This window comes from Micromonospora vinacea, assembly GCF_015751785.1.
Taxonomy (GTDB): Bacteria; Actinomycetota; Actinomycetes; order Mycobacteriales; family Micromonosporaceae; genus Micromonospora; species Micromonospora vinacea.
The window spans coordinates 1506289-1527252 of the sequence record NZ_JADOTY010000001.1; the positions used below are offsets into that span (position 1 = coordinate 1506289).

The following is a 20964-nucleotide window of genomic DNA, read 5'->3' on the forward strand; positions in this document are numbered from 1 at the left end:
CTATCCTCGTGCTGATGACGCTAGGCGGAAGCCATGACAGGAGTCAAGTTGCTATTCGCTCATGACACCGAGTGTTCGCTGATCGCCGCCGCGGCGCTGGTCAACACCGCGGGTCGAGACGGTGAGTTACTGCCCGACATCGCGGCGCTGGACGCGTTCTTCGTCCGCTACTCCTACAGCGGCCGGCACGAGCACACCGACGCCGAACTGCGGGCCGTCCGGGAGCTGCGGCCCCAACTGCGCCGCATCTGGTACGCCGAGCCACCCGAGATCGTCGCGGTGGTCAACGGCCTGCTGTTGGAACACAAGGCGCTCCCCCAGCTCATCGAGCACGACGACGAGCCGTACCACCTGCACGCCGTGCCCCGCGACGCGCCGCTGGCCACCCGGATCGCCGTGGAGGCTGCCATGGCGATGGCCGACCTGGTCCGTACCGGCGAGCTGAGCCGGCTGCGGATCTGCGAATACCCGGACTGCGACAACGTGGTCGTCGACCTGTCTCGCAACCGGTCCCGGCGGTTCTGCGAGGCCGGCTGCGGCAACCGCGCGGCGGTGACCGCCTACCGCGCCCGCCGAGCCGCCGGCCGTTCCTGACCGACTGTCGCCCACTCCTCGGCCCGCACCTCGTACTCCACCTCGCCCTGCTCGGTGCCCGGGATCGGGTCGTCCCACTGGAGGTGGAAGGTCCGCACGTAGTGCAGCCCGGCCTTCACCATCACCCGCCGGGAGCGTTCGTTGACCGCCATCGTCTCGGCCCAGACCCGACGCACCCCGACCGTGTCGAAGGCGTACCGGACCAGCGCCCGCGACCCCTCGGTGGCCAGCCCTCGCCCCCACGTCGAGCGGCGCAACCGGTAGCCCAACTCGGCCTCCGTGCCGTCCTCCGACGGGTCCAGCGCGAACCAACCCAGGAACTCGCCGGACTCCCGACCGTGCGCCGCCCACCGACCCAGCCCGGGATACCTGTCGTACTGGGCCAGCAACCTCGGCAACTGCTCATCGCGCACGGTGGCCGGCGGGGTCGCGACGCCACCGGTGAGGAAGCGCATGACCTCGGGGTCGCTGTCCAGCTCGACCAGCGCGCCCACGTCGGCCATGGTCAGCCGCCGCAACCGCAGCCGCTCGGTCCCCGCCGGCACACCCGCGCCATCGTCACCCATGGCCCGGATCATCCGTCCCGCTCAGGACCTCGTCGAGCCGTTTACCGGGCCAGGTGCGCGGAACCCCGACCTCCGTCGCGGGCGAGGCGGTCGCGTCAGCGCGGGGGCGCGCTCACAAAGAGCCGCCAGGAGTACGCGTCGACAACGAGCACGGGCCCGTCCAAGTCCTTGCTGTCTCGCACCCCGACCACGTCCCCGAGATTCGTCGCCACCTCGACGCACTGGTCGTTGGAACCACTCCGGCTGCTCTTACGCCATCGGGCTCGGGTCAACTCCACGACTCTGCCACTTCCCTCAACAACTCGATCGACTCCTGCGGTGGCAACGCCTGCCCGAGGGTAGCTTCCCAGGTCCGTTGTAGACGCAACAGATCCGCAGGTCGATCGAGTTCCTGACCGCCGATCTGGCCACCAAGGTAGGCAAGATCGCTATGGTCGTCCACGGTGGCAAGGATGAATGGCCCGTTCAGGCCGGGATACTCCTCGGCCGAGCGAGGCACCACATGGAGCTGAACCCGCGGATGCTCGGTCGCCAAACGCGCCAGGTGCAGAGACTGCTCGCACATGACCTTCCGACCGCCGACGCGTCGCCTCAGCACCGACTCGTCGAGCACCGCGACCACATGCGGCGGGCGATCTTCGTAGAGGACTCGCTGGCTGTCCATCCGATCCGTCAGGCGACGCTCGACCTCGTCGGCGTCGAGCAGTCGGTCTGACTCGAAGATGGCGCGGGCATAGCCTTCGGTTTGCAGCAGCCCAGGGACATGCAGCGGGTCGAACCATCGCAGCGCCCGCGCCTCCGCGAGGATCGCGCGCCAGCCGCGCAGCCAGGGCTGTGCCCGGTCCAGGCTGACCAGTTCGGTGGACATCCGGCCGAAGAGGCCGCCGGTTTCCAGTGCGCGGTCGACGAGTTCCAGGTACTTGGCGGTGGGCGGCTGCTGGCCCAACTCGACGGCGCTGACCATCGACGCCGAGTAGTTCACCGCCTTGGCCAGCTCGTCCTGACTCCAGCCGCGTCGGACCCGCGCCCGGCGCAGCTCCGCGATCAGGAACGCCGCCGCCGTCATCTGTCCATCGGCCATGCCGTGCCCGCCCTCCACCCCGCAGACGATCATCTCCAGCCGGCCGCCAGCGGCGGTGCCACCCGAAACAGGGCGACTATGACGACGCGGCCAAACCCTTCCGACCGTAGTCGCCTGATCACCAGACTGTGAAGCGCGGCACCGCTCCCCGTCCCCCGGGATCTGCCGGCGCCGCACGGGACCGCCCGCTCCCCCGTGCCGGGCGGTCCCACCTCCCAGCCCGCCCTGACCGACCACACAAGATCGTGCTCGATCGTGGAAGTAGTGGGGTCCTGACGGGCGGATACCACTCCATCCTGGATCGAGCACGATCTTGAGGTGGCACCCCCACCGGGGCGCGGGGTGATGCCACAAACGAGTCAGCTCGAAAGGACCGCAACACCATGTCCCGGACCGCCCTGGACGACAGCGCGACCCCAGTCCCTCGACCGCACCTGCCGCTGCGACCGCTCTGGCTCTGCCGGGTCTGCGCCGCGCCCTGGCCGTGCCCGGTCGCCCGGCTCACCCTGCGCCGGGAGTATGCGCACGACCGGATCGGGTTGAGCGTCTACCTGTGCAGTGTCCTGCACGAGGCGGCTGCCGACCTGTACCGCCTGAACCCGCACGACGGCCCGGACCCCGCCGCGCTCTTCACCCGCTTCCTCGGCTGGGCGAGACCACGGCACCTGCCCTGAGCAGGGCAGGACGAGTCAGGGGTGGGTCATCCGGAGCAGGTCCAACGTCTCGTCCAACTGAGTCTCGGTGAGCTTGCCGGAGTCGACGTGACCCCGGGAGATCACCACCTCGCGGATCGAGGTCTGCTTGGCCAGCGCCTCCTTGGCGATCGACGCGGCCTCGTCGTACCCCAGGTAGCGGTTGAGTGGGGTGACGATCGACGGTGAGCCCTCGGCGTACGCCAGACAGACCTCGGCGTCCGCGACCAGGCCGACCACCAGCCGGTCGGCGAAGAGCCGGCTCACCGCGGAGAGCAGCCGGATCGACTCCAACAGGTTGCGGCCCATCACGGGGAGCATCACGTTCAGCTCGAAGTCGCCCTGCGAGCCGGCGAACCCGACCGCGGCGTCGTTGCCGATCACCTGGGCGCAGACCTGCCGCATCGCCTCGGCGACCACCGGGTTGACCTTGCCCGGCATGATCGACGAGCCGGGCTGGAGGTCGGGGATGCGCAGCTCACGCAGACCGGCGCGGGGGCCGGAACCCATCCAGCGGATGTCGTTGGCGATCTTGTAGAGGCCGATGGCCAGGGTCCGTAGCTGCCCCGAGGTCTCCACCAGCGCGTCCCGCGCGCCCTGCGCCTCGAAGTGGTTACGCGCCTCGCTCAGCGGCAACCCGGTCGACTCGCGCAGCTTGTCGATGACGGCGGCGGCGAAGCCGAGCGGGGTGTTGATTCCGGTGCCCACGGCGGTGCCGCCCAGCGGCAGCTCGGCCAGTCGGGGCAGCGCGCCCTCCAGCCGTTCGATCCCGTAGCGGACCTGGGCGGCGTACCCGCCGAACTCCTGACCGAGGGTGACCGGCGTGGCGTCCATCAGGTGCGTACGCCCGGCCTTGACCACCGTCTCGAACTCCGCGGCCTTGGCCTCCAACGCGGCAGCCAGGTGCGCCAGCGACGGCAGCAGGTCCTCCACGATGAACTGGGTGGCCGCCAGGTGGATCGAGGACGGGAAGACGTCGTTGCTCGACTGGGAGGCGTTGACGTGATCGTTCGGGTGCACGGCTGAGCCCAGCTCACGGCTGGCCAGGGTGGCGATCACCTCGTTGGTGTTCATGTTCGACGACGTGCCCGAGCCGGTCTGGAACACGTCCACCGGGAACTGGTCGTCGTAACCACCGTCGGCCACGTGCGCGGCGGCGGCGGCGATGGCGGCGGCGACGTTGGCGTCGATCACGCCCAGCTCACCGTTGACCTCGGCCGCCGCGCCCTTGATCTGGGCGAGGGCCTTGATCTGGGCCGGTTCCAGCCCTCGGCCGGAAATCGGGAAATTCTGAACGGCACGCTGGGTCTGCGCCCGCCACAGCGCCTCGGCGGGCACCTCCACCTCGCCCATCGAGTCGCGTTCGATGCGGTAACCGGTCGCCTCTGGAGTCGTCACGCGTACCATCCTGCCGCGCCCGTGGCCGACTCGCAGATGATCCGTCAGCCCAACTCGGTGAGCAGCCGTTCCACCTCGTGCTGGTCCGGCGACTCGACCTGCCGGAACAGCGCCAGCGCCTGCTCCAGGTGCGCGCGGGCGGCCGCCGGATCGGTGGCGCGTACGCAGCGGGCGATGCCCTCCAACGCCCGGGCCTTCTCGTAGCGGGCACCGAGCCGGCTGGCGTCGGCGAGCACCCGGCGGTGCAGGTCGAGCGCGCTGACGGCATCACCCTGCTCCAGCATCGCCCGGGCCAGCAGATTCCGGGAGGCGCACTGACCGATCCGGTCGCCGGCGTCCACCATCGCCACCAGTGCTTCCCGGTGCAGGGCGGCCGCACGATCCGGCTGTCCGGCGACGCGTTCCATCACGGCGATCTCGTTGAGCACCTCGCCCTCGCCGAACCGATTACCGCCCAGTCGCTTGAGGTACAGCGCCGACCGCAGCAGACGGCGGGCCGGGCCCAGGTCACCCATCCGGTGCCGGATCATGGCGAGATGCCCCATTGCGTTGTTGGTCTGCCGGAGGTCCCTCGTCTGCCGGGCCAGCAGGAGGTGCAGCCGAGCCAGGCGCAACGCCTCGTCGTACCGACCCCAGCCAATCAACGTGTAGGACCGGTTGTTCAACAGATTGGTCAGCGCGTCTGCGTCCTCCGGACCCCGGATCAGGCCGAACGCCTCGTCGAACTTCACCTCAGCCTGCCGAAGGTCGCCGTTCGCGGCGTACGAGACGCCCAGGTTCCAGAGCGTGGTGAGCAGGTCGCCGCGTAGCCCGATGCGGCGGCGCAAACTGAGCGCCAACTCCATCGCTCTGATCGCCTCCGGGAGCCGGGCCAGTCGGAAGTACGCCGAGGAGACGTAGTTCAACATCGTGGCTATGGCCGCCTCGTCGCCCAGCCGCTCGGCGACACGAAGCCCGATCGTGTGGGTCTCGATCAGCTCATCGAGGTGCCCACCGTCGAAGTTGAGCCGCCAGCAGGCCCGGGCCAACTGCCAGCACTGGACCGGAAAGCCCTCCTCCTCGGCCACCCGGACCAGTGCGGTGAGACCGGCGTGGTTCTCCTCGAACCACGCCCGCCCCTCGAACACCGGGGCGGCCAGCAGATCGGGTCGGCCGGGCGTGTGCGCGGGGATACTGCGGCGACTGCCCGCCGCCTCGAGCATCCGGGCAATGGCCAACGTGACGGACAGGTGATGGTCCAGCAGCCGCTCGAGGGCGGCACGGCGCTCCGGCTGCCATTCCGGCGCGGCGAGCAGCAGCCGGGCATACTCCCGGAGCAGATCGTGTAACCGGTACCGACCGGGCTGCACCTCCTCCACCAGGTGGGCGTCGACCAGCTCATCCAGCAGTTCCTGGGTGTCGGTCAGGGGCAGCCCGGCGAGGGCCGCGGCCACCCGACTGTCCAGGCGTCCGCTCGGGTACAGGCCGAGCAGCGGAAACAGCCGCTGCGCCGACGGTGAGATCTGCGCGTACGACAGGGCGAACGCCTGCCCGACCGAACGTTGCCCCGCGGTCAGCTCGGCCAGCGGGCCAGCCCCGGCGACCAGCCGCTCAGCAAGGTCGGCGACCTGCCAGCGAGGCCGGTGCGCCAGCCGCGCGCCGGCCAGCCGGATGGCGAGCGGTAGATGGCCGCAGCGGCGCGCCACCTCGGCCGCGGCTTCCGGCTCGGCGGCGATCCGCTCCATGCCAGCCACCCGTCCAAGCAGCTCTATCGCCTCGTCGGCGTCGAGTACGGGCAGCGACGACGGGCGGCCCTCGTCCAGCCCGACCAGACGGCGACGACTGGTGATCAGCACCAGGCAGTGCGAGCCGTTGGGCAGCAGCGGTGCCACCTGGTCGGCGGTGCCCGCGTTGTCCAGCACCACCAGGGCGCGCAGGCCAGCCAACTCCGTGCGCCACAGCGCCAGCCGATCGTCCATGTTCTCCGGTATCCGCTCCGCCGACACACCGAGCTGGCGCAGCAGGGCGGCCACGGCCGTGGCCGGTGTCAGCGGGCGGCGCTCACTGTGCCCGTGCAGGTCGATGAAGAGCTGGGCGTCCGGGTAGCGGTCGGCGAGGGCGGTTGCGACGTGCACCGCGAGCGTTGTCTTGCCGCTGCCGGCCATCCCGTCGATGAGCTGGATGCGGGTGCCGTCCTCATCGATCTCCTTGACCAGGCGGGCCACGGTCTCCTGCCGACCGACGAAGTCACCGATTGCCCGAGGCAGCGAGCGGACCGCTCCAGCGGGTCCGGCCGGTCGGCCGGCCAGGGCCAGGTCACCGGCGAGCACCCGCTGGTGCAGCTCCTGCAACCCGGCGCCCGGCTCGATGCCCAACTCGTCGGCGTAGAACCGCCGGCCCTCCCGGTAGACCGCGAGCGCGTCAGCCTGCCGCCCGACCGAGGACAGCGCCAGCATCAGTTGGCCGCGCAGCCGCTCCCGCAACGGGTGCCGGTCAACGCTCTCGGCGAGTTCCTCAATGAGCTCGGCCGCCTGACCGAGGCGCAGCTCGACGTCAACGCACTCCTCCAGGGCGGTGAGGCGCTGCTCGTCGAGTGCCTGTGCACGACGACGGACGCTCCCGCTCGGGATTCCGCCGAGCGCCGGCCCGCGCCACAGCGCCAGGGCGGCGCGGAATTCGGCACGGGCGTCGACGAGGCGACCGGCAGTGGCGGCGGCCCGGGCCGCCTCCACGCCCCGGGTGAAGACCTCGGCGTCCAGGTCGGTCGTTCCGGTACGCACGCCGTACCCGGCCGGGTCGGTGACGATGAGGTCCGGTGCCAGGCCGAGTTCGGCGAACCGGCGGCGCAACCGCGACACGCAGGTCTGCAACTGGGCCCGGGCGGTGGCCGGCGGACGCTCCTCCCAGACCGCGTCGATCAGCTCGTCGACCGGCACGAGCCGGCCGGCCCGCAGCAGCAGCATGGCGAGCACGATCCGGTCGCGTCCCGCGGTGACAGTGGACTCGCCACCGCCTACCCGCAGGGGCCCCAGGATCCCGAACCGCATCTGCTCTCCCGCTTCGTGGTGCAACTTCCAGCAGCGTAGTCCGGTGGTAACAGATCGCCTCGGTCAGGCGATAGTGATCTGAGAGTGGATCGACAGCGGTGCTCAGCACACTCACTGTGGGTTGTCGGTGACGGCATCCGACGGGGGCGGTGCGCCCGTCCCACCCCAGCGGGGCGGGCGTACCGATGTCGGCAGAGCACGGGCGACAGAACGGGCGCCGGGCGAGTTCGCCCGACGCCCGTTCGCGTGCCTGTCGGGTCAGCGGCGGCCGACGGTGAGCACCGGCTTGGTGACCTCGGCGAAGAAGTCGTTTCCCTTGTCGTCGACCACGATGAAGGCGGGGAAGTCCTCCACCTCGATCTTCCAGACCGCCTCCATGCCCAGCTCGGCGTATTCGAGCACCTCGACGTGCTTGATGCAGTCCTGGGCGAGGCGGGCTGCGGGGCCACCGATGGAGCCGAGGTAGAAGCCGCCGTGCTGCTGGCAGGAGCGGGTCACCTGACCGGAACGGTTGCCCTTGGCCAGCATCACCTGCGAGCCGCCGGCGGCCTGGAACTTCTCCACGTAGGCGTCCATCCGGCCGGCGGTGGTCGGGCCGAACGAGCCGGACGCGTACCCCTCGGGGGTCTTCGCCGGGCCGGCGTAGTAGACCGCGTGGTCACGCAGGTACTGCGGCATCGGCTCACCGGCGTCCAACCGCTCGGCGATCTTGGCGTGCGCGATGTCCCGGGCGACCACGAGCGGCCCGGAGAGCGAGAGGCGCGTCTTCACCGGGTACTTCGACAGCTCGGCGCGGATCTCGTCCATCGGCCGGTTCAGGTCGACCCGGACGACCAGCTCGGCGTCGAGCGATTCGTCGGTGACGTCGGGCAGGAACCGCGCCGGGTCGGTTTCGAGCCGCTCCAGCCACACGCCCGACGGGGTGATCTTGGCGACGGCCTGGCGGTCCGCCGAGCAGGAGACGGCGATCGCCACCGGGCAGGACGCGCCGTGCCGGGGCAACCGGACCACCCGTACGTCGTGGCAGAAGTACCGCCCACCGAACTGCGCGCCGATGCCGAAGTTGCGGGTCAGCTCCAGCACCTCCGCCTCCAGCTCCAGGTCGCGGAAGCCGTGGGCGCTCATCGAACCCGCGGTCGGCAGCGCGTCGAGGTACTTGGCGCTGGCGTACTTCGCGGTCTTCAGCGCGTACTCGGCGGAGGTGCCGCCGATGACGATGGCCAGGTGGTACGGCGGGCAGGCGGCGGTGCCGATCAGCCGCAGCTTCTCCTCCAGGAACTGCATCATCCGCGTGGGATTGAGCAGCGCCTTCGTCTCCTGGTAGAGGTACGACTTGTTGGCCGAGCCACCGCCCTTGGCCATGAACAGGAACTTGTACGCGTCGGGGTGCCCGTCCGGGTCCTCGGCGTACAGGTCCACCTGGGCGGGCAGGTTGCTGCCGGTGTTCCGCTCGTCCCACATGGTCAGTGGGGCGAGCTGGGAGTAGCGCAGGTTGAGCCTGGTGTACGCCTGGTAGACGCCCCGGGAGATGGCCTCCGCGTCGGCACCGTCGGTCAGCACGTGCCGACCGCGTTTGCCCATCACGATGGCGGTGCCGGTGTCCTGGCACATGGGCAGGACACCGCCGGCGGCGATGTTGGCGTTGCGCAGCAGATCCAGCGCGACGAACCGGTCGTTCGGCGAGGCCGCCGGGTCGTCGATGATCGCCCGCAGCTGCGCCAGGTGCGCGGGGCGCAGGAAGTGCGCGATGTCGTGCATCGCCTCGGCGGTCAGCGCGGTGAGCGCGGACGGCTCCACGGTGAGGAACCGACGGCCTCCCGGGCCGTGTACGACGTCCACGCCCTCGTCGGTGACCAGGCGGTAGTCCGTCTGGTCCGGGCCGGTCGGCAGCAGAGGGGCGTACGAGAATGCGGCGGCACTGCTCATGAGCGGCAAGCCTAGGGCAGACCGGTCGATCACTCCCACCCGCCGGGCGGGTGCTGGGACGCCGCTCTCATCTACCAGGCGTGCCGGGCCCGGCCACCGTCCGGAACATCAGGTGAACGGCCCGCTCAGCCGTCCTTGCCGCCGCCCGGGTCGGGGCAGAGTTCCCCCTTCGGCCCGCAGTCGCCGTTGTTCGACCCGCCGGGGCCCGTACTGCCCGGCCCGGGATTCCCGCCGTCGCCGGGCGGTCGGGCGGGCGAGTTTCCGGACGCGCCGAAGCGGACGTACCCGATCTCCCGCCCCTCGCCAATGATCATGCCTTGCGATCCGACAGCGAGGGCGTTCGCCGAGGTGCGCAGGGCGGCCAACTCCCGGCCGGTACGCGGGTCCAGTGCCGCCAGCCGGGACGGCTTCTCGTCGGCCACCACCACCGCGTACGGGGTGAGCGCCGCCCCGGCCTTGCCGCTGGCCTGTCGAGTCCAGAGCACCTTGTCGGTGCCCAGCTCACGTGCGATGACCGAACGCTTGTCGGCGGCCCGGAACACCGCCGAACGATCGTCCACCGCGATCAACTTGGTGCCCCGCTCACCGACCCAGAGCAGCCGGCCGTCGTACCCGTCGATGACCGCCTCACGGCCGTCCGGAGCGACGCCGATCAGCACGTTCCGCGCACCCTGCGGGTCCTCGCGTTGCACGCAGCCAGCGGAGTCGGCGGTGCGCAGGTTGACGCCGGCCCGCTGCCACGCCTCCTGCCCGGTCGCCGAGTCCCGCGCGGAGATGGCGAAGTAACAGGTGCCGTCCTGGGAGCGGGCGGCGATCCGCAGCAGCCGGCCGCCCACCACTGAGAGCCGCTCGTCCCGGGCGGGCTCGACGTTCTGCAACACCCGGCCGGTGGCGGTGTCGACCACGTGAACCCGACCGTCGACGGGGAAGCCGAGCAGCGGTGGCGCGGCCTCCGCCCCGGCCACGCCGTCGTCGATCCGGGTGGCGGTGAGCCGGCGGGTGCCGCGCAGACCGGGGTTGTCGGCGAGCAGGCCGCTGTGCACCCCGGGCAGGAAGGCCGTCCAGAGCGGCGCGGTGCCACGCGGGTCCCAGGCGCTCAGGGTGCAGTCGGTGGCCTCCGTGCACCGGGCGTCGAGGAGCAGGTTGCGGTACGTCCAGACGGCCACCGCGTCATCGTCACGTCGCCGGGTCACCCCGGTCGTCGGGTCGAGCAGTTCGTACCCCTTGACCAGGAGCTTGCCCACTGCCACGACCGGGTCGCGGTCTCCGCCGGCGACCGCCGCCCAGTCCGCCTTGCGCTCCCAGAGCTGGGCGCCGGTGGCCAGGCTGCGGGCCTCGACACGGGTGCGCTGCTCGACCACCACGGCGTCACCGGCGATGGTCACGCTGCGCGGAGTGCCGCCGACCCGTTGCTGCCAGACCACGTCCGGCTCGGAGATGGGTTCACTGCGGTCCACCCAGTCCCAGAGGCCGGGGAACGGGTTCCACACGCCGGTCGCGGCGAGCGCGACGACCACGGCGAGGCCGAGCAGCAGCCCGCCGCGCACGCTCCCCTTCGCCACCCGCACACCGTAGCCACGATCACGGATCTTCCGTACGCCCGCGCCGCCGTGTCGCCGCGCTTTCTGGGCTCGGAGGTGTTACAGCACCCTTCCCTCGGCCCGAACAGCGCTGCGCACCAACGGCAGCGTGCGGTAGGGGATCTGCTCGGCCAGCGCGATGATCGTCGAAGCGCGGGTGATGCCGGCGGACGAGACGATCTGGTCGATGACCCGTTGCAGGTCGGTGTTGGAGCGGGCCACGATCCGGCAGAGCAGGTCGCTGGAGCCGGTGATGGTGTGCGCCTCCAGCACCTCGGGGATGGCCGCGAGGTGGGCGGTGACCGGGTCGTGGCCGTGCCGCTGACTGATCTCCAGGGTGACGAAGCTGGTCACCCCGAACCCGATCGCGGCCGGTGCGATCTCGGGGCCGAAGCCCTTGATGACCCCCCGCTCGATGAGCTTGTCCAGCCTGGCCTGCACGGTGCCCCGGGCCACCCCGAGCCGCCGGGAGCACTCCAGCACCCCGATCCGCGGCTCCTCGGCGAGCAGTTCGATCAAGCGCACATCGAGCGCGTCGAGCTGTACATTCTGCTCACCATTCATGAGTGACGACCATACCGAATGCACAACTTGACCAGCATTTCCGGCAACAGTTGCCCACTCGACGCCGGGGCAGCGATCCTCGCCACAAGAACCGACCACGGCGGCCCACAAGGCCGGCCGGTACGCGAGGGAGCCCACCATGACCCAGGCGATCGACCGACCCCAGTCGACCGAGGACGTCGACGTCGACCGGCTCGTCGGCGCTGTCGACCACGACATCAGCCACGACCCGTTCCCGGTCCGGGGCCTCGACCACGTGCACTTCCTGGTCGGCAACGCCAAGCAGGCCGCCCACTACTACTCCACCGCCTTCGGCATGACCTGCGTGGCGTACCGCGGCCCCGAGCAGGGCTACCGGGACCACGCCCAGTACGTGCTGACCAGTGGCTCCGCCCGGTTCGTGCTGACCGGCGCGGTGCGCCCGGACGCCGACGGCGCCGAGCACGTGGCCCGGCACAGCGACGGGATCAGCGACATCGCGCTGGAGGTCCCGGACGTGGACGCCGCGTACGCGCACGCCATCGCGCAGGGCGCCGCCAGCGTCGTCGAGCCGCACGAGGTGACCGACGAGCACGGCACCGTCCGGATGGCCGCCATCGCCGCGTACGGCGACACCCGGCACACGCTTGTCGACCGGTCCCGCTACACCGGCCCGTTCCTGCCCGGTTTCGTGGCCCGGGGCCCGATCGTGGACCGGCAGCCGATGATCGACGCCGGCATCCAGCCGAAGCGCTTCTTCCAGGCCGTCGACCACGTGGTCGGCAACGTGGAGCTGGGCCGGATGGACGAGTGGGTCGAGTTCTACAAGCGGGTGATGGGCTTCTCCAACATGGCGGAGTTCGTCGGCGACGACATCGCCACCGACTACTCGGCGCTGATGAGCAAGGTCGTGGCGAACGGCACCCGCAAGGTGAAGTTCCCGCTCAACGAGCCGGCGATCGCCCGCAAGAAGTCGCAGATCGACGAGTACCTGGAGTTCTACCAGGGCCCCGGCGCGCAGCACATCGCCGTCGCCACCAACGACATCCTGGCCAGCGTCGACGCGATGCGCGCGGCCGGTCTGGAGTTCCTGGACACCCCGGACTCGTACTACGACGACCCGGAGCTGCGCGAGCGGATCGGCAAGGTGCGGGTGCCGATCGAGGAGCTGAAGGCCCGCAAGATCCTTGTCGACCGGGACGAGGACGGCTACCTGCTCCAGATCTTCACCAAGCCGGTCCAGGACCGCCCCACTGTCTTCTTCGAGCTGATCGAGCGGCACGGCTCGCTGGGCTTCGGCAAGGGCAACTTCAAGGCGCTCTTCCAGGCCATCGAGCGGGAGCAGGAAGCCCGCGGCAACCTGTAACACTTGCGAGCGTGACGCAACCTCCGTCGTACCCGACGCCGCCGGCCGGTGGGCCCCGACCCACCGCCGGCGGCTTCGCGCCGCAACCCGGCCCACACCCCCACGGGTACGCCGCGCCGCCGCAGTACGCCCCACCCGGGTACGCCCCGCCGCAGTTCTATGGCGGACCACCGCGACCGGCGGCCCCGCCCCCGACGCTGACCCCGGGCGGACAGCCGCTGGCCAGCTTCAGCGATCGACTACTGGCCATGTTGCTCGACTCCGCGGTCTTCATGGTGGTCGGCCTGGTGCTCGCGGTGCCCGCGGCGATCATCTTCCTCGTTGTCGTTGCGCCCGACATCACAGTGCTCGCGTCGGACGGCTCGGTTGACGAGGTCGACTTCGTTCGCGACCTCCTGCTGCCCCTGATCTGGCTCGACCTGGGGATCATCGCGATCTCGCTCGTGCTCGCGTACATCTATTACGTCGAGATGATGTTCAAGACCGGCCAGACCTTCGGCAAGAAGATGATGAACCTGCGGATCGTGCCGCTGGACCCGACGCGCTCCCTCGACCGCCGGGCCGCCGCGAAGCGGTTCCTGGTGCAGCAACTCTCTGGCTTCCTGCCGGGGCTGAGCTACCTCGACGGGTTCTGGCAGCTCTGGGACAAGCCGTGGCAGCAGTGCCTCCATGACAAGTTCGCCGGGACGGTCGTCGTTAAGGTGTCCCAGTGAGCGAGCGCAGCGAGCGAACCAGCAGGCTCAGTAGCGTGGCGCCTCGCGCCGCCGCGAAGCGAAGCGGAGCGACGGCGTGAGCGAGCGCAGCGAGCGAACCAGCAGGCTCAGTAGCGTGGCGCCTCGCGCCGCCGCGAAGCGAAGCGGAGCGACGGCGTGAGCGTTCAACCCGGCTGGTATGTCGACCCCGCCGACACCGAGACCCGGCGTTACTGGGACGGCGAGGGCTGGCTCGGTGCGCCCATTCCCGTCGACGCCACCCCGCCGGACGGCCCGCCGCCGCCCGAGCCGCCGCCCGCGCCGGTCACCCCGGCCGCGCCCGCGGCGTCGACGACCCCCGACTCGGCGACCGGCGCGCCGGCCTGGTCGCCGCAGCAGGGCCCACCCCCGGGGTACGGCCCGCAACCGGGCCACGGCCCGGGCTGGGGACCGCAGGCCGGCCCGCCCGGGTGGGGCCCGCAGGGCAGCCCTCCCGGCTGGGCGCCTCCGGCCGGTCATCCCGGCTGGCCCGGACGACCGCCCGAGCCGCGACCGCACGGCCTCAGACTGGCCGGCTACGGCCGGAGGTTCGTCGCCCGGCTGATCGACTTCGGCCTCGTCTTCGCACTGAACGTGGTCGTCAACGGCTGGTTCGTCTGGCGCTGGGTGCAGGAGTGGGCGCCGTACTGGCAGGAGGTCTTCCGGCGCGCGGCGCGCGGCGACACCTCCGCCGACGGCCTGCCCATGCCCGGTGAGCAGGCCGGGTCCCTGCTGGTGGCGATCCTGCTGATCGCCACCGCGCTCTGGCTGGCGTACGAGGTGCCGACAATGGCCTCCGGCGGGCAGACCATCGGCAAGCGGGTGATGCGGATCCGGGCGGTGCCGATGGCCGCCGACCAGCCGCTGGGCGTCCGCAGGGCGCTGAGCCGGTGGAGCACGCTGGGCCTGCCAACTCTGCTCTGGTACTGCGCCGGGCTCGGCCTGGTGCTGCAACTGGTCGATGCTCTCTCCCCCCTCTTCGACCACCCCCTGCGTCAGGCGCTGCACGACAGGCGCGCGCAGACGGTGGTCGTCGAGGTCCCCTACCGCACCGATTCCGCCCCCTCGAACGACAGCAACCAGCCCCCGGGAGACACCCCATGACCGACTCCGGACGTCACCAGCCGGCGCTGCGGCTGACCCGCGTCGACCTGGACGCCCTGCCCAGCTACGTGCCGGGGCGCAGCCCCGCCGACCTGGCCCGCGAGTTGGGGCTGCCGGAGGCCATCAAGCTGGCCAGCAACGAGGTGCCGTACGGGCCGCTGCCCGGGGTGGTGGAGGCGGTCACCGAGGCGATCACCACCTCGCACCGCTACCCGGACATGGGCGTGGTCGCGCTGCGCGACGCGCTGGCCCAGCGGTACGGGGTGGACGCCGACCGGATCGCCACCGGCTGCGGTTCGGTGGCGCTCGCCGAACACCTGGTGCGGGCGACCTGCCTGCCCGGCGACGAGGTGCTCTACTCGTGGCGGTCGTTCGAGGCGTACCCGATCATCGTGGCGACCAGCGGCGCGACCAGCGTGCGGGTGCCCAACGACGCCGGGTACGGGCACGACCTTGCGGCGATGGCCGCGGCGGTGACCGACCGGACCCGGGTGATCTTCGTCTGCAACCCGAACAACCCCACCGGTACGGCCGTGCGCCGGGCCGAGCTGGACCGGTTCCTCGACGCGGTGCCGGACGACGTGCTGGTGGTGATCGACGAGGCGTACCGGGAGTTCGTCACCGACCCGGAGGTGCCGGACGGGCTCGACTACCTGGACCGGCCCAACGTGGCGGTGCTGCGCACGCTGTCGAAGGCGTGGGGCCTCGCCGGGCTGCGAATGGGCTGGCTGGTTGCCCAGCCGGTGGTGGCCGCCGCCATCCGTAAGGTGGCGACCCCGTTCTCCAGCAGCACGGCAGCCCAGGCCGGTGCGCTCGCCGCGCTGACCCAGGTAGCGGAGATGGAGCGCCGCTGTGCCCTGGTCGTCGCCGAGCGGGACCGGGTCACCGAGGCGCTGCGCAAGTTCGTGCCCGAGGTGCCGACGAGCCAGGCCAACTTCGTCTGGCTGCCGCTGGGCGAGCGGGCGGTGGCGTTCGGCAAGGCGTGCGAGGCGCGCGGTGTGATCGTCCGGCCGTTCGCCGGGGACGGGGTCCGGGTCACCATCGGCACCCCGGCCGAGAACGACGCGTTCCTGGCAGCGGCCGAGGCCGCCCTGGCCTGAGCCGTCGTGGCGGCACCGCACCGGCGCACCGGCAGGGAACGAAGGACCAGGCGGGCGGGGCAGCACTCAACTGCTCCGCCTGCCAGTGCCCTAGGGCGCTCCGTCGACCACCGCCAGTCGCCACCGCGCCTCACCCTCGACCCCGACGGCAAGGTCGGTCGAGACGCCCGGATCTTCTCCGGTTGGACAGTGGCGGCGGCCGTCATGAGCCTGCTGCTGGTCGTCGGTCTCGCCATGCTGGCCCGCCGTTCCCGCCGGTCCGGTCAACCTCCCACCGGTCACCCGAGGGAGCGCATCCCGGCTGGCCGTTGACAGCGAGCGGCAGCCCGGTCGCCGACTCGGGCCGGGCTCATCAGCTCGGTCGTCTCCGGCGGGCGACGAACCAACCGACGACGACCAGGGCTGCGCCCAGCACGGCGAGCAGCAGCGCCGACCCACCCGACCCAGTGACCGGCAACTCACCGTGACTGGGTGTGGGTTGGGGTGGTGCCGTCGGCGTGGACGTGGGTGGCGGCTGGGTCGGGGGCGGAGTCGGCGACGCCGGCAGGATCTCGAACGTGACGCCGCCGCCCGCCGACGGCTCGGGCTGGGCGGCGCTGAACCCGCGCGCCGAGGCAGGGTCCGCAGCGGCCAGCATCGGCGACACCGCCAACGCCAGGCTCGCGGTGGCGGCGAGCGCGCCGCCCACGAGGTAGTTGGCTGCTGTCCTGGCCATGCGCCGACCCCTTCCACCGGAAACCTGAACCATGAAAAACGTACCCTTTTGCGACAAAGAGCACGGAACGGTTCGGTGTTCCGAGATCGAAGACGCCACGATCAGGTGGCGGCCAGGATCACCGCCTCGCCGGTGTAGTAGTAGCGCCGGTCGTCGCCAGTCGGGTCGACCGGCTTGCGGAGCCGCTCGACCGCGACGAACCCGTCCTCGGCTGTCACCGCCCCGGGCGCCCAGCCGGTCCCATCGGAGCCGACGTTGAGCGCGAAGCGGGACAACTGCCGCCCGGTCGCCGGATCAAGCGTCACCAGGTCGTTCGTCTCGGTCAGCAGGTGCACCCGGCCAGGTTGCCCGGCCAGCACCCGGGCCGAGCCCAGGCCCGTGGACCGCCACAGCTCGGTGCCCGTACGCGCCGATCGACCCACCACGACGCCGTCGAGCACGGCGACCGACTGCTCACCGACCAGCGCGCCGCCAGCCGGGTCCAGCGCCGGGGCCGCGACCGGCGGACCGGCACCCAAGAGCCAACCCCGACCGCCCTCGTCGCCCGGCCCGGCGGTCCGCAGCCCCAGACAGTCCGACCAGCCGGTACGGCAGCCCAGCGGCGTCACCACCAACGCGTCCGGGCCGCCCGGCGGTCGCCAACGCTCCCGCACCGCGCCCGTCGCCGCGTCCCGGAACTCGACAGTGGCCGGCCCGGCGCAGGTGTCCAGACCGATCAACTGCCCGGCGGCGGTGGTGCCGACATCGCTGCGGCACCTGCCGGGCAGCTCGACCCGCCACAGTTCCCGACCGCCGCTCAGCTCGACCCCGCGTGCCTGGGCATCCCCGGTCGCCACCAGCACGACCCGCCCGTCGGGGAGGTCGGTGAGGTGGAGCCCTGGCGCATCCCAGACGGTCGCCGCCCCGGTTCGCCGCACCAACGCCTCGCTCTCGGCGGGCTTCGGGCCGTCGGTTCGCCAGAGCACCCCGCCGGTCCGGGCGTCGAGTGCGACGAGTTGCCCGTCCGACCAGCGGCTGATCACAGTGCTGCCGCTGGCCACCACCCCGGTCAGCTCCGCCGGCCACCGCCGGTACGACCAGTACGGGCTGGTCCGGTACCGCCCGTCGACCGGCCGGTCGGCGTAGACCTGGCGGTGTGCGGCGTACACCCGCAGTCTGCCGTCGACGATCAGCGGGGCGACCGGCAATCGACCGATCACTCCGGCAGCCGGTCGGGCCGGGGCCGGATAGTCGGCCCGTGCCACGGTGCTCACCTCTGCCGGCGCGAGGACCCGGTGGACGATGACCACGACGGCCGCCGTCGCGAGCAGCGCCGCGACCGCGATCACCAGCCGCCGCCGGCCTCTCGGGAACCTCATGCCGCACCTCCGCCCGGCACCCTACCCAGCGGAGGGGGCCGGACCCCGGTCAGGTCACGGCGAGGGGGTGACCGGCTGACGCTCAGGCGGCTTCGACGGAGCCGGTGGCACCGGCCGCGACGGCCAGATCGGCGAGGTCACGCCGGAGCGCCGCCTCGACCGCCCTGGCGGCCAGCCCGCCGAGCAGCAGCGCCACCACCCGACCGTACGGAGCGGTCGGCACCGCCTCCTGGGTGACGGTGATCGCCGTGCAACCCCGACGGCGGCGACGGACCGGTCGCAGGCTCCAGGTGATGCGGTAGTCGGCGCCGGCACCGGAGGAACAGAGCACCAGTCGCTGCGGCGCGAGCGCCTCCACCACCAGGAACTCCTCGGTCAGCGTGCCGCCGCCCGGCTGGACCCGCTCCTCGCGCCAGGAGGTGCCCGGCCCGAACTGACCAGGAGTGAGCACCTCGATCGGGCCGGCTGCGGTCAATCGGGCCGCGCGGCCGGGCAGATCGGTCAGCAGACGCCAGACATCGACAGCGTGCGCCTCGATGATCCCGGTAATCGCCACCGTCGACATGCCACCCTCCCGTGTCCCCGACGGTACGCGGAGTGAGGGCCGGACGTGGCCCCCGGGACGGAATTTCCACCACCCGGGGGCCACGCTGTCCGATTGGGCGGTCGCTTCGGCACCGGTCGTCGTCGATCGGCGCCGAAGCGCCGGTCAGCGCTCGAAGCGACCGGCCCGAATCGCGCCGATGAACGCCGTCCACCCCGGCGGGCTGACCGCGAGTGTGGGACCGGCCTGGTCCTTGGAGTCGCGGACTCCGACCAGACCATGGACATCGACAAGGTTGTCCGCCACCTCCACGCAGAGCCCCTGGTCGTTTGAGCGGCTGCTGGTACGCCAGACCGCGCCCGCAAGATCGTGCATCGTCGTTACCTCCGTGTGCGTCGGGATTGCCCCACCGCTGGCAGCCGGGCAGAGCCCGGCTCGGATTGCGCGGTGTGGCAACGGAATCCGGACGCTCAACGGATCAACCAGGGCCGGTGATCGCACAGCCGGTGCGATCACGGGTCCCGTGCACGAGACGGGCGGCGGGTGCCCGCTCAGCGGGCCGGACGAACCGTGCCGGATACCTCACCGAGGGCGATGGTGGTGCCGTCCGGGCCGGGCGCGGTGGCGGTGATGGTCACCGTGTCGCCGTCGTTGAGGAAAGTACGACTCTCGCCGCCCACAGTGACCGGCTCGGCCCCTCCCCAGGTCAGTTCCAGGAAGGACCCGACCTGTCCCCGCTCCGGGCCGGAGACGGTGCCGGAGGCGTACAAATCACCGGTACGCAGCGACGCGCCGTTGACGGTGAGGTGCGCCAACTGCTGGGCGGGGGTCCAGTACATGGTGGCGAACGGGGGCTCGCTGACCTGGTCGCCGTTCCACTCGACCGCCAGGCGCAGGTCCAGGCCCAGGTGCGGCACGTCCCGCAGGTAGTCGACCACCGGCGGGTCCTGGTCGGGGGCCGCCACGTTGGCGTCGGCGAGGGCGTCCAGCGGCGTCACCCAGGCCGAGACCGAGGTGGCGAACGACTTACCCAGGAACGGGCCGAGCGGCTGGTACTCCCAGGCCTGGATGTCCCGGGCCGACCAGTCGTTGACCAGCACGACCCCGAAGACGTGCTCGGTGAAGTCGTCGACGGCGACCCGGTCACCCAGCGCGCTGGGTACGCCCACCACGAAGCCGACCTCTGCCTCGATGTCGAGGCGTACCGATGGGCCGGTGACAGGGCCCTCGGCGGAGGCCCGCTGCCCGGTCGGCCGGGTCACCGGCGTGCCGGAGACGACCACGGTGCCGGCCCGCCCGTGGTAGCCGATCGGCAGGTGCTTCCAGTTGGGCAGCAGCGGCGGCTGGCCGGGGCGGAAGATCTGCCCGACGTTCGACGCGTGGTGAACGGATGAGTAGAAGTCGACGTAGTCGGCCACCTCGATGGGGAGCAGCAGTTCCACGTCGTCGAGGGGCACCAGCAGCGGCTCCACCGCGGCCCGGTGCGCCGGGTCGGTCAGCAGCTCGGTGATCCGCTGCCGCACCGCAGTCCACTGCGGACGGCCCAGCGCCATGAAGTCGTTGAGCACGGGCCGGCACAGCGTGCCGGCGGCCAGCACCAGCTCGGCGGTCTCCGCCGCCGCGAGGTCGAAGACCCAGGACCCGATCCGTACGCCGATCCGCGGCTGACCCCCGTTCTGCCGGAACACCCCGTACGGCAGGTTCGTCACCCCGTACGGCGAACCGTCGGCGCCGGTCACCCAGGTCATGCGTCGTAGCCCCCGTTCACCAGCCCAAGCCGGATCAGATCGGTCAGTGGTTCCAGGATGCTGCACGAGCCGAAGCCCACCCACAGGGGGCGAGGCCCGTCCAGCCGTGCCGTCGCGCGCTCCACCAGGGGACGCGGGTCGACCATGGTCAGCAGTTCGGCGACCGAGCGCGCCCCGTCACCGTCGGCGGCGGCCAGGGTGGCGGCCAGCACGTTGGCGTAGCCGTGGTGGGTGAAACCGGTCTCCGGGTCCAGGTGTCGGATCGCCTGGTGCAGCCCGGCGGTGAGCTTGAACGGCAGGCCCCGGTCCCGGCAGGCGCAGATCACCGCGGCCAGCTCGGTCGGGGTGGGGAAGAGTTCGGCGGCCAGGCCACCGGTGCGGAACTTGGCCGCGATCGGCACCCCGTCGGCCCGCGCGGCGACAAGCGCGTCCAGCGCGCCCATCAGCCCGAAGGTCAGCGGCAGCTCGGCGTAGACGGCCTCCACGCCCGGTAGCGCGTCGGTCAGCCGCAGCAGCTCGGCGACGCCGGGCAGCGGGTCCTCGCCACGTTTGGCGACCGCCACCTCGACCTGACGCGCGGTGACGCCGTCCGGGGCGAGAAACGACAGTGCCGACGGCAGGTTCCCGATCCCGGTGTCACCGATCACGCCGACGACCAGGCCCTCGTCCGGGTCGACGAGACCGCTCAGCTCACCGGCGGCCACGACCGAGGCGGGGATCAACAGCGGGCCGACCAGGTCGGCGTACCAGGCGGCACGGTGCTGGCGGTGGGCGGCCACTGCATCGTGCAGCGCGGCGCTGCCCGGCGGGAAGACGGCGGCGTCGTCCACCAGGCCGTGGAGGAGTGCGGGCACCTGCGTTGACACGGAACAAGAATGTACGGGACGCTACG

The 20964-nt window shown here is 71.6% G+C and carries 20 protein-coding genes; 6 read left to right on the forward strand and 14 right to left on the reverse strand.

Translation table 11 applies throughout. From position 1 onward, the window contains the following. Nucleotides 1-33: 33 nt before the first annotated feature. A complete protein-coding gene (locus IW249_RS07340) occupies nt 34-594 on the forward strand; it encodes a CGNR zinc finger domain-containing protein (protein ID WP_196920058.1) in 561 nt (186 codons plus the stop codon). On the opposite strand, the gene IW249_RS07345 is transcribed toward IW249_RS07340, so the two are convergent. From IW249_RS07345 to IW249_RS07355, 3 genes are all read right to left on the reverse strand, one after another. Next, nucleotides 561-1160 carry a GNAT family N-acetyltransferase gene (locus tag IW249_RS07345; RefSeq protein WP_196920059.1) on the reverse strand — a complete coding sequence of 200 codons (600 nt, stop codon included), beginning with the start codon at nt 1158-1160 and terminating at the stop codon, nt 561-563. The two genes, IW249_RS07340 and IW249_RS07345, sit on opposite strands and share 34 nt — an antisense overlap. A 95-nt stretch (nt 1161-1255) precedes the next feature. After that, nucleotides 1256-1438, reverse strand: coding sequence for a DUF397 domain-containing protein (locus IW249_RS07350; RefSeq protein ID WP_196920060.1), 183 nt, complete (start codon nt 1436-1438; stop codon nt 1256-1258). Further along, complete coding sequence (locus tag IW249_RS07355) at nt 1429-2241, reverse strand: helix-turn-helix domain-containing protein (RefSeq protein ID WP_196924677.1); 813 nt, start codon at nt 2239-2241, stop codon at nt 1429-1431. Before IW249_RS07355 ends, IW249_RS07350 begins: the two co-directional genes overlap by 10 nt. Before the next feature lie 383 nt (nt 2242-2624). On the opposite strand from IW249_RS07355, the gene IW249_RS07360 reads away from it, so the two are divergent. Then, nucleotides 2625-2915: a hypothetical protein gene (locus IW249_RS07360; protein ID WP_196920061.1), complete on the forward strand. Its 291-nt coding sequence runs from the start codon at nt 2625-2627 to the stop codon at nt 2913-2915. Between the two features lie 15 nt (nt 2916-2930). Here the strand turns inward: IW249_RS07360 and IW249_RS07365 are convergent, their stop codons facing one another. The 5 genes from IW249_RS07365 to IW249_RS07385 form a co-directional block, all read right to left on the reverse strand. Next, on the reverse strand, nt 2931-4340 hold the full coding sequence (locus IW249_RS07365; protein ID WP_196920062.1) for a class II fumarate hydratase: 1410 nt from the start codon (nt 4338-4340) through the stop codon (nt 2931-2933). Between the two features lie 35 nt (nt 4341-4375). Then, nucleotides 4376-7357 carry an AfsR/SARP family transcriptional regulator gene (locus IW249_RS07370; RefSeq protein WP_196920063.1) on the reverse strand — a complete coding sequence of 994 codons (2982 nt, stop codon included), beginning with the start codon at nt 7355-7357 and terminating at the stop codon, nt 4376-4378. A gap of 258 nt (nt 7358-7615) precedes the next feature. Further along, on the reverse strand, nt 7616-9283 hold the full coding sequence (locus tag IW249_RS07375; protein WP_196920064.1) for a fumarate hydratase: 1668 nt from the start codon (nt 9281-9283) through the stop codon (nt 7616-7618). A 125-nt stretch (nt 9284-9408) separates the two neighbouring features. After that, nucleotides 9409-10851, reverse strand: a complete 1443-nt coding sequence (locus IW249_RS07380; RefSeq protein WP_372432940.1) for an outer membrane protein assembly factor BamB family protein — start codon at nt 10849-10851, stop codon at nt 9409-9411. A 72-nt stretch (nt 10852-10923) separates the two neighbouring features. Further along, the gene (locus IW249_RS07385) at nt 10924-11427 is read right to left on the reverse strand and encodes an Lrp/AsnC family transcriptional regulator (RefSeq protein ID WP_112588124.1); all 504 of its coding nucleotides are present in this window, start codon (nt 11425-11427) and stop codon (nt 10924-10926) included. Between the two features lie 139 nt (nt 11428-11566). Between IW249_RS07385 and hppD the strand changes: the two genes are divergently transcribed. The 4 genes from hppD to hisC all read left to right on the forward strand — a co-directional run bounded on the left by hppD (nt 11567) and on the right by hisC (nt 15707). Then, nucleotides 11567-12772, forward strand: a complete 1206-nt coding sequence (hppD, locus tag IW249_RS07390; RefSeq protein ID WP_196920065.1) for a 4-hydroxyphenylpyruvate dioxygenase — start codon at nt 11567-11569, stop codon at nt 12770-12772. Nucleotides 12773-12783: 11 nt separating this feature from the next. Then, entirely contained in the window at nt 12784-13485 is a 702-nt protein-coding gene (locus tag IW249_RS34165; protein WP_196920066.1) for an RDD family protein, read from the forward strand. A 156-nt stretch (nt 13486-13641) separates the two neighbouring features. Then, nucleotides 13642-14607, forward strand: coding sequence for an RDD family protein (locus IW249_RS07400; RefSeq protein WP_196920067.1), 966 nt, complete (start codon nt 13642-13644; stop codon nt 14605-14607). Beyond that, the gene (hisC, locus tag IW249_RS07405; RefSeq protein WP_196920068.1) at nt 14604-15707 is read left to right on the forward strand and encodes a histidinol-phosphate transaminase; all 1104 of its coding nucleotides are present in this window, start codon (nt 14604-14606) and stop codon (nt 15705-15707) included. Before IW249_RS07400 ends, hisC begins: the two co-directional genes overlap by 4 nt. A gap of 352 nt (nt 15708-16059) precedes the next feature. On the opposite strand, the gene IW249_RS07410 is transcribed toward hisC, so the two are convergent. The 6 genes from IW249_RS07410 to IW249_RS07435 all read right to left on the reverse strand — a co-directional run bounded on the left by IW249_RS07410 (nt 16060) and on the right by IW249_RS07435 (nt 20938). Further along, complete coding sequence (locus IW249_RS07410; RefSeq protein WP_231392440.1) at nt 16060-16422, reverse strand: LPXTG cell wall anchor domain-containing protein; 363 nt, start codon at nt 16420-16422, stop codon at nt 16060-16062. 101 nt (nt 16423-16523) lie between these two features. Beyond that, the gene (locus IW249_RS07415; protein WP_196920070.1) at nt 16524-17780 is read right to left on the reverse strand and encodes an outer membrane protein assembly factor BamB family protein; all 1257 of its coding nucleotides are present in this window, start codon (nt 17778-17780) and stop codon (nt 16524-16526) included. 82 nt (nt 17781-17862) lie between these two features. Then, on the reverse strand, nt 17863-18345 hold the full coding sequence (locus IW249_RS07420) for an SRPBCC family protein (protein WP_196920071.1): 483 nt from the start codon (nt 18343-18345) through the stop codon (nt 17863-17865). 144 nt (nt 18346-18489) lie between these two features. Further along, on the reverse strand, nt 18490-18699 hold the full coding sequence (locus IW249_RS07425; RefSeq protein ID WP_030327888.1) for a DUF397 domain-containing protein: 210 nt from the start codon (nt 18697-18699) through the stop codon (nt 18490-18492). A 176-nt stretch (nt 18700-18875) separates the two neighbouring features. Next, nucleotides 18876-20072, reverse strand: a complete 1197-nt coding sequence (gene fahA / locus IW249_RS07430) for a fumarylacetoacetase (RefSeq protein WP_196920072.1) — start codon at nt 20070-20072, stop codon at nt 18876-18878. Further along, nucleotides 20069-20938 (reverse strand): hypothetical protein, encoded by an 870-nt coding sequence (locus tag IW249_RS07435; RefSeq protein WP_196920073.1) that lies wholly within the window; start codon nt 20936-20938, stop codon nt 20069-20071. The genes fahA and IW249_RS07435 overlap by 4 nt, the downstream gene beginning before the upstream one ends. Nucleotides 20939-20964 lie beyond the last annotated feature (26 nt).

Coding starts and splice junctions, on each gene's coding strand:
- IW249_RS07340 (WP_196920058.1), top strand. CDS start 34: ATGACAGGAGTCAAGTTGCTATTCGCTCATGACACCGAGTGTTCGCTG.
- IW249_RS07345 (WP_196920059.1), bottom strand. CDS start 1,160: ATGGGTGACGATGGCGCGGGTGTGCCGGCGGGGACCGAGCGGCTGCGG.
- IW249_RS07355 (WP_196924677.1), bottom strand. CDS start 2,241: ATGGCCGATGGACAGATGACGGCGGCGGCGTTCCTGATCGCGGAGCTG.
- IW249_RS07360 (WP_196920061.1), top strand. CDS start 2,625: ATGTCCCGGACCGCCCTGGACGACAGCGCGACCCCAGTCCCTCGACCG.
- IW249_RS07365 (WP_196920062.1), bottom strand. CDS start 4,340: ATGGTACGCGTGACGACTCCAGAGGCGACCGGTTACCGCATCGAACGC.
- IW249_RS07370 (WP_196920063.1), bottom strand. CDS start 7,357: ATGCGGTTCGGGATCCTGGGGCCCCTGCGGGTAGGCGGTGGCGAGTCC.
- IW249_RS07375 (WP_196920064.1), bottom strand. CDS start 9,283: ATGAGCAGTGCCGCCGCATTCTCGTACGCCCCTCTGCTGCCGACCGGC.
- IW249_RS07385 (WP_112588124.1), bottom strand. CDS start 11,427: ATGAATGGTGAGCAGAATGTACAGCTCGACGCGCTCGATGTGCGCTTG.
- hppD (WP_196920065.1), top strand. CDS start 11,567: ATGACCCAGGCGATCGACCGACCCCAGTCGACCGAGGACGTCGACGTC.
- hisC (WP_196920068.1), top strand. CDS start 14,604: ATGACCGACTCCGGACGTCACCAGCCGGCGCTGCGGCTGACCCGCGTC.
- IW249_RS07410 (WP_231392440.1), bottom strand. CDS start 16,422: ATGGCCAGGACAGCAGCCAACTACCTCGTGGGCGGCGCGCTCGCCGCC.
- IW249_RS07415 (WP_196920070.1), bottom strand. CDS start 17,780: ATGAGGTTCCCGAGAGGCCGGCGGCGGCTGGTGATCGCGGTCGCGGCG.
- IW249_RS07420 (WP_196920071.1), bottom strand. CDS start 18,345: ATGTCGACGGTGGCGATTACCGGGATCATCGAGGCGCACGCTGTCGAT.
- IW249_RS07425 (WP_030327888.1), bottom strand. CDS start 18,699: ATGCACGATCTTGCGGGCGCGGTCTGGCGTACCAGCAGCCGCTCAAAC.
- fahA (WP_196920072.1), bottom strand. CDS start 20,072: ATGACCTGGGTGACCGGCGCCGACGGTTCGCCGTACGGGGTGACGAAC.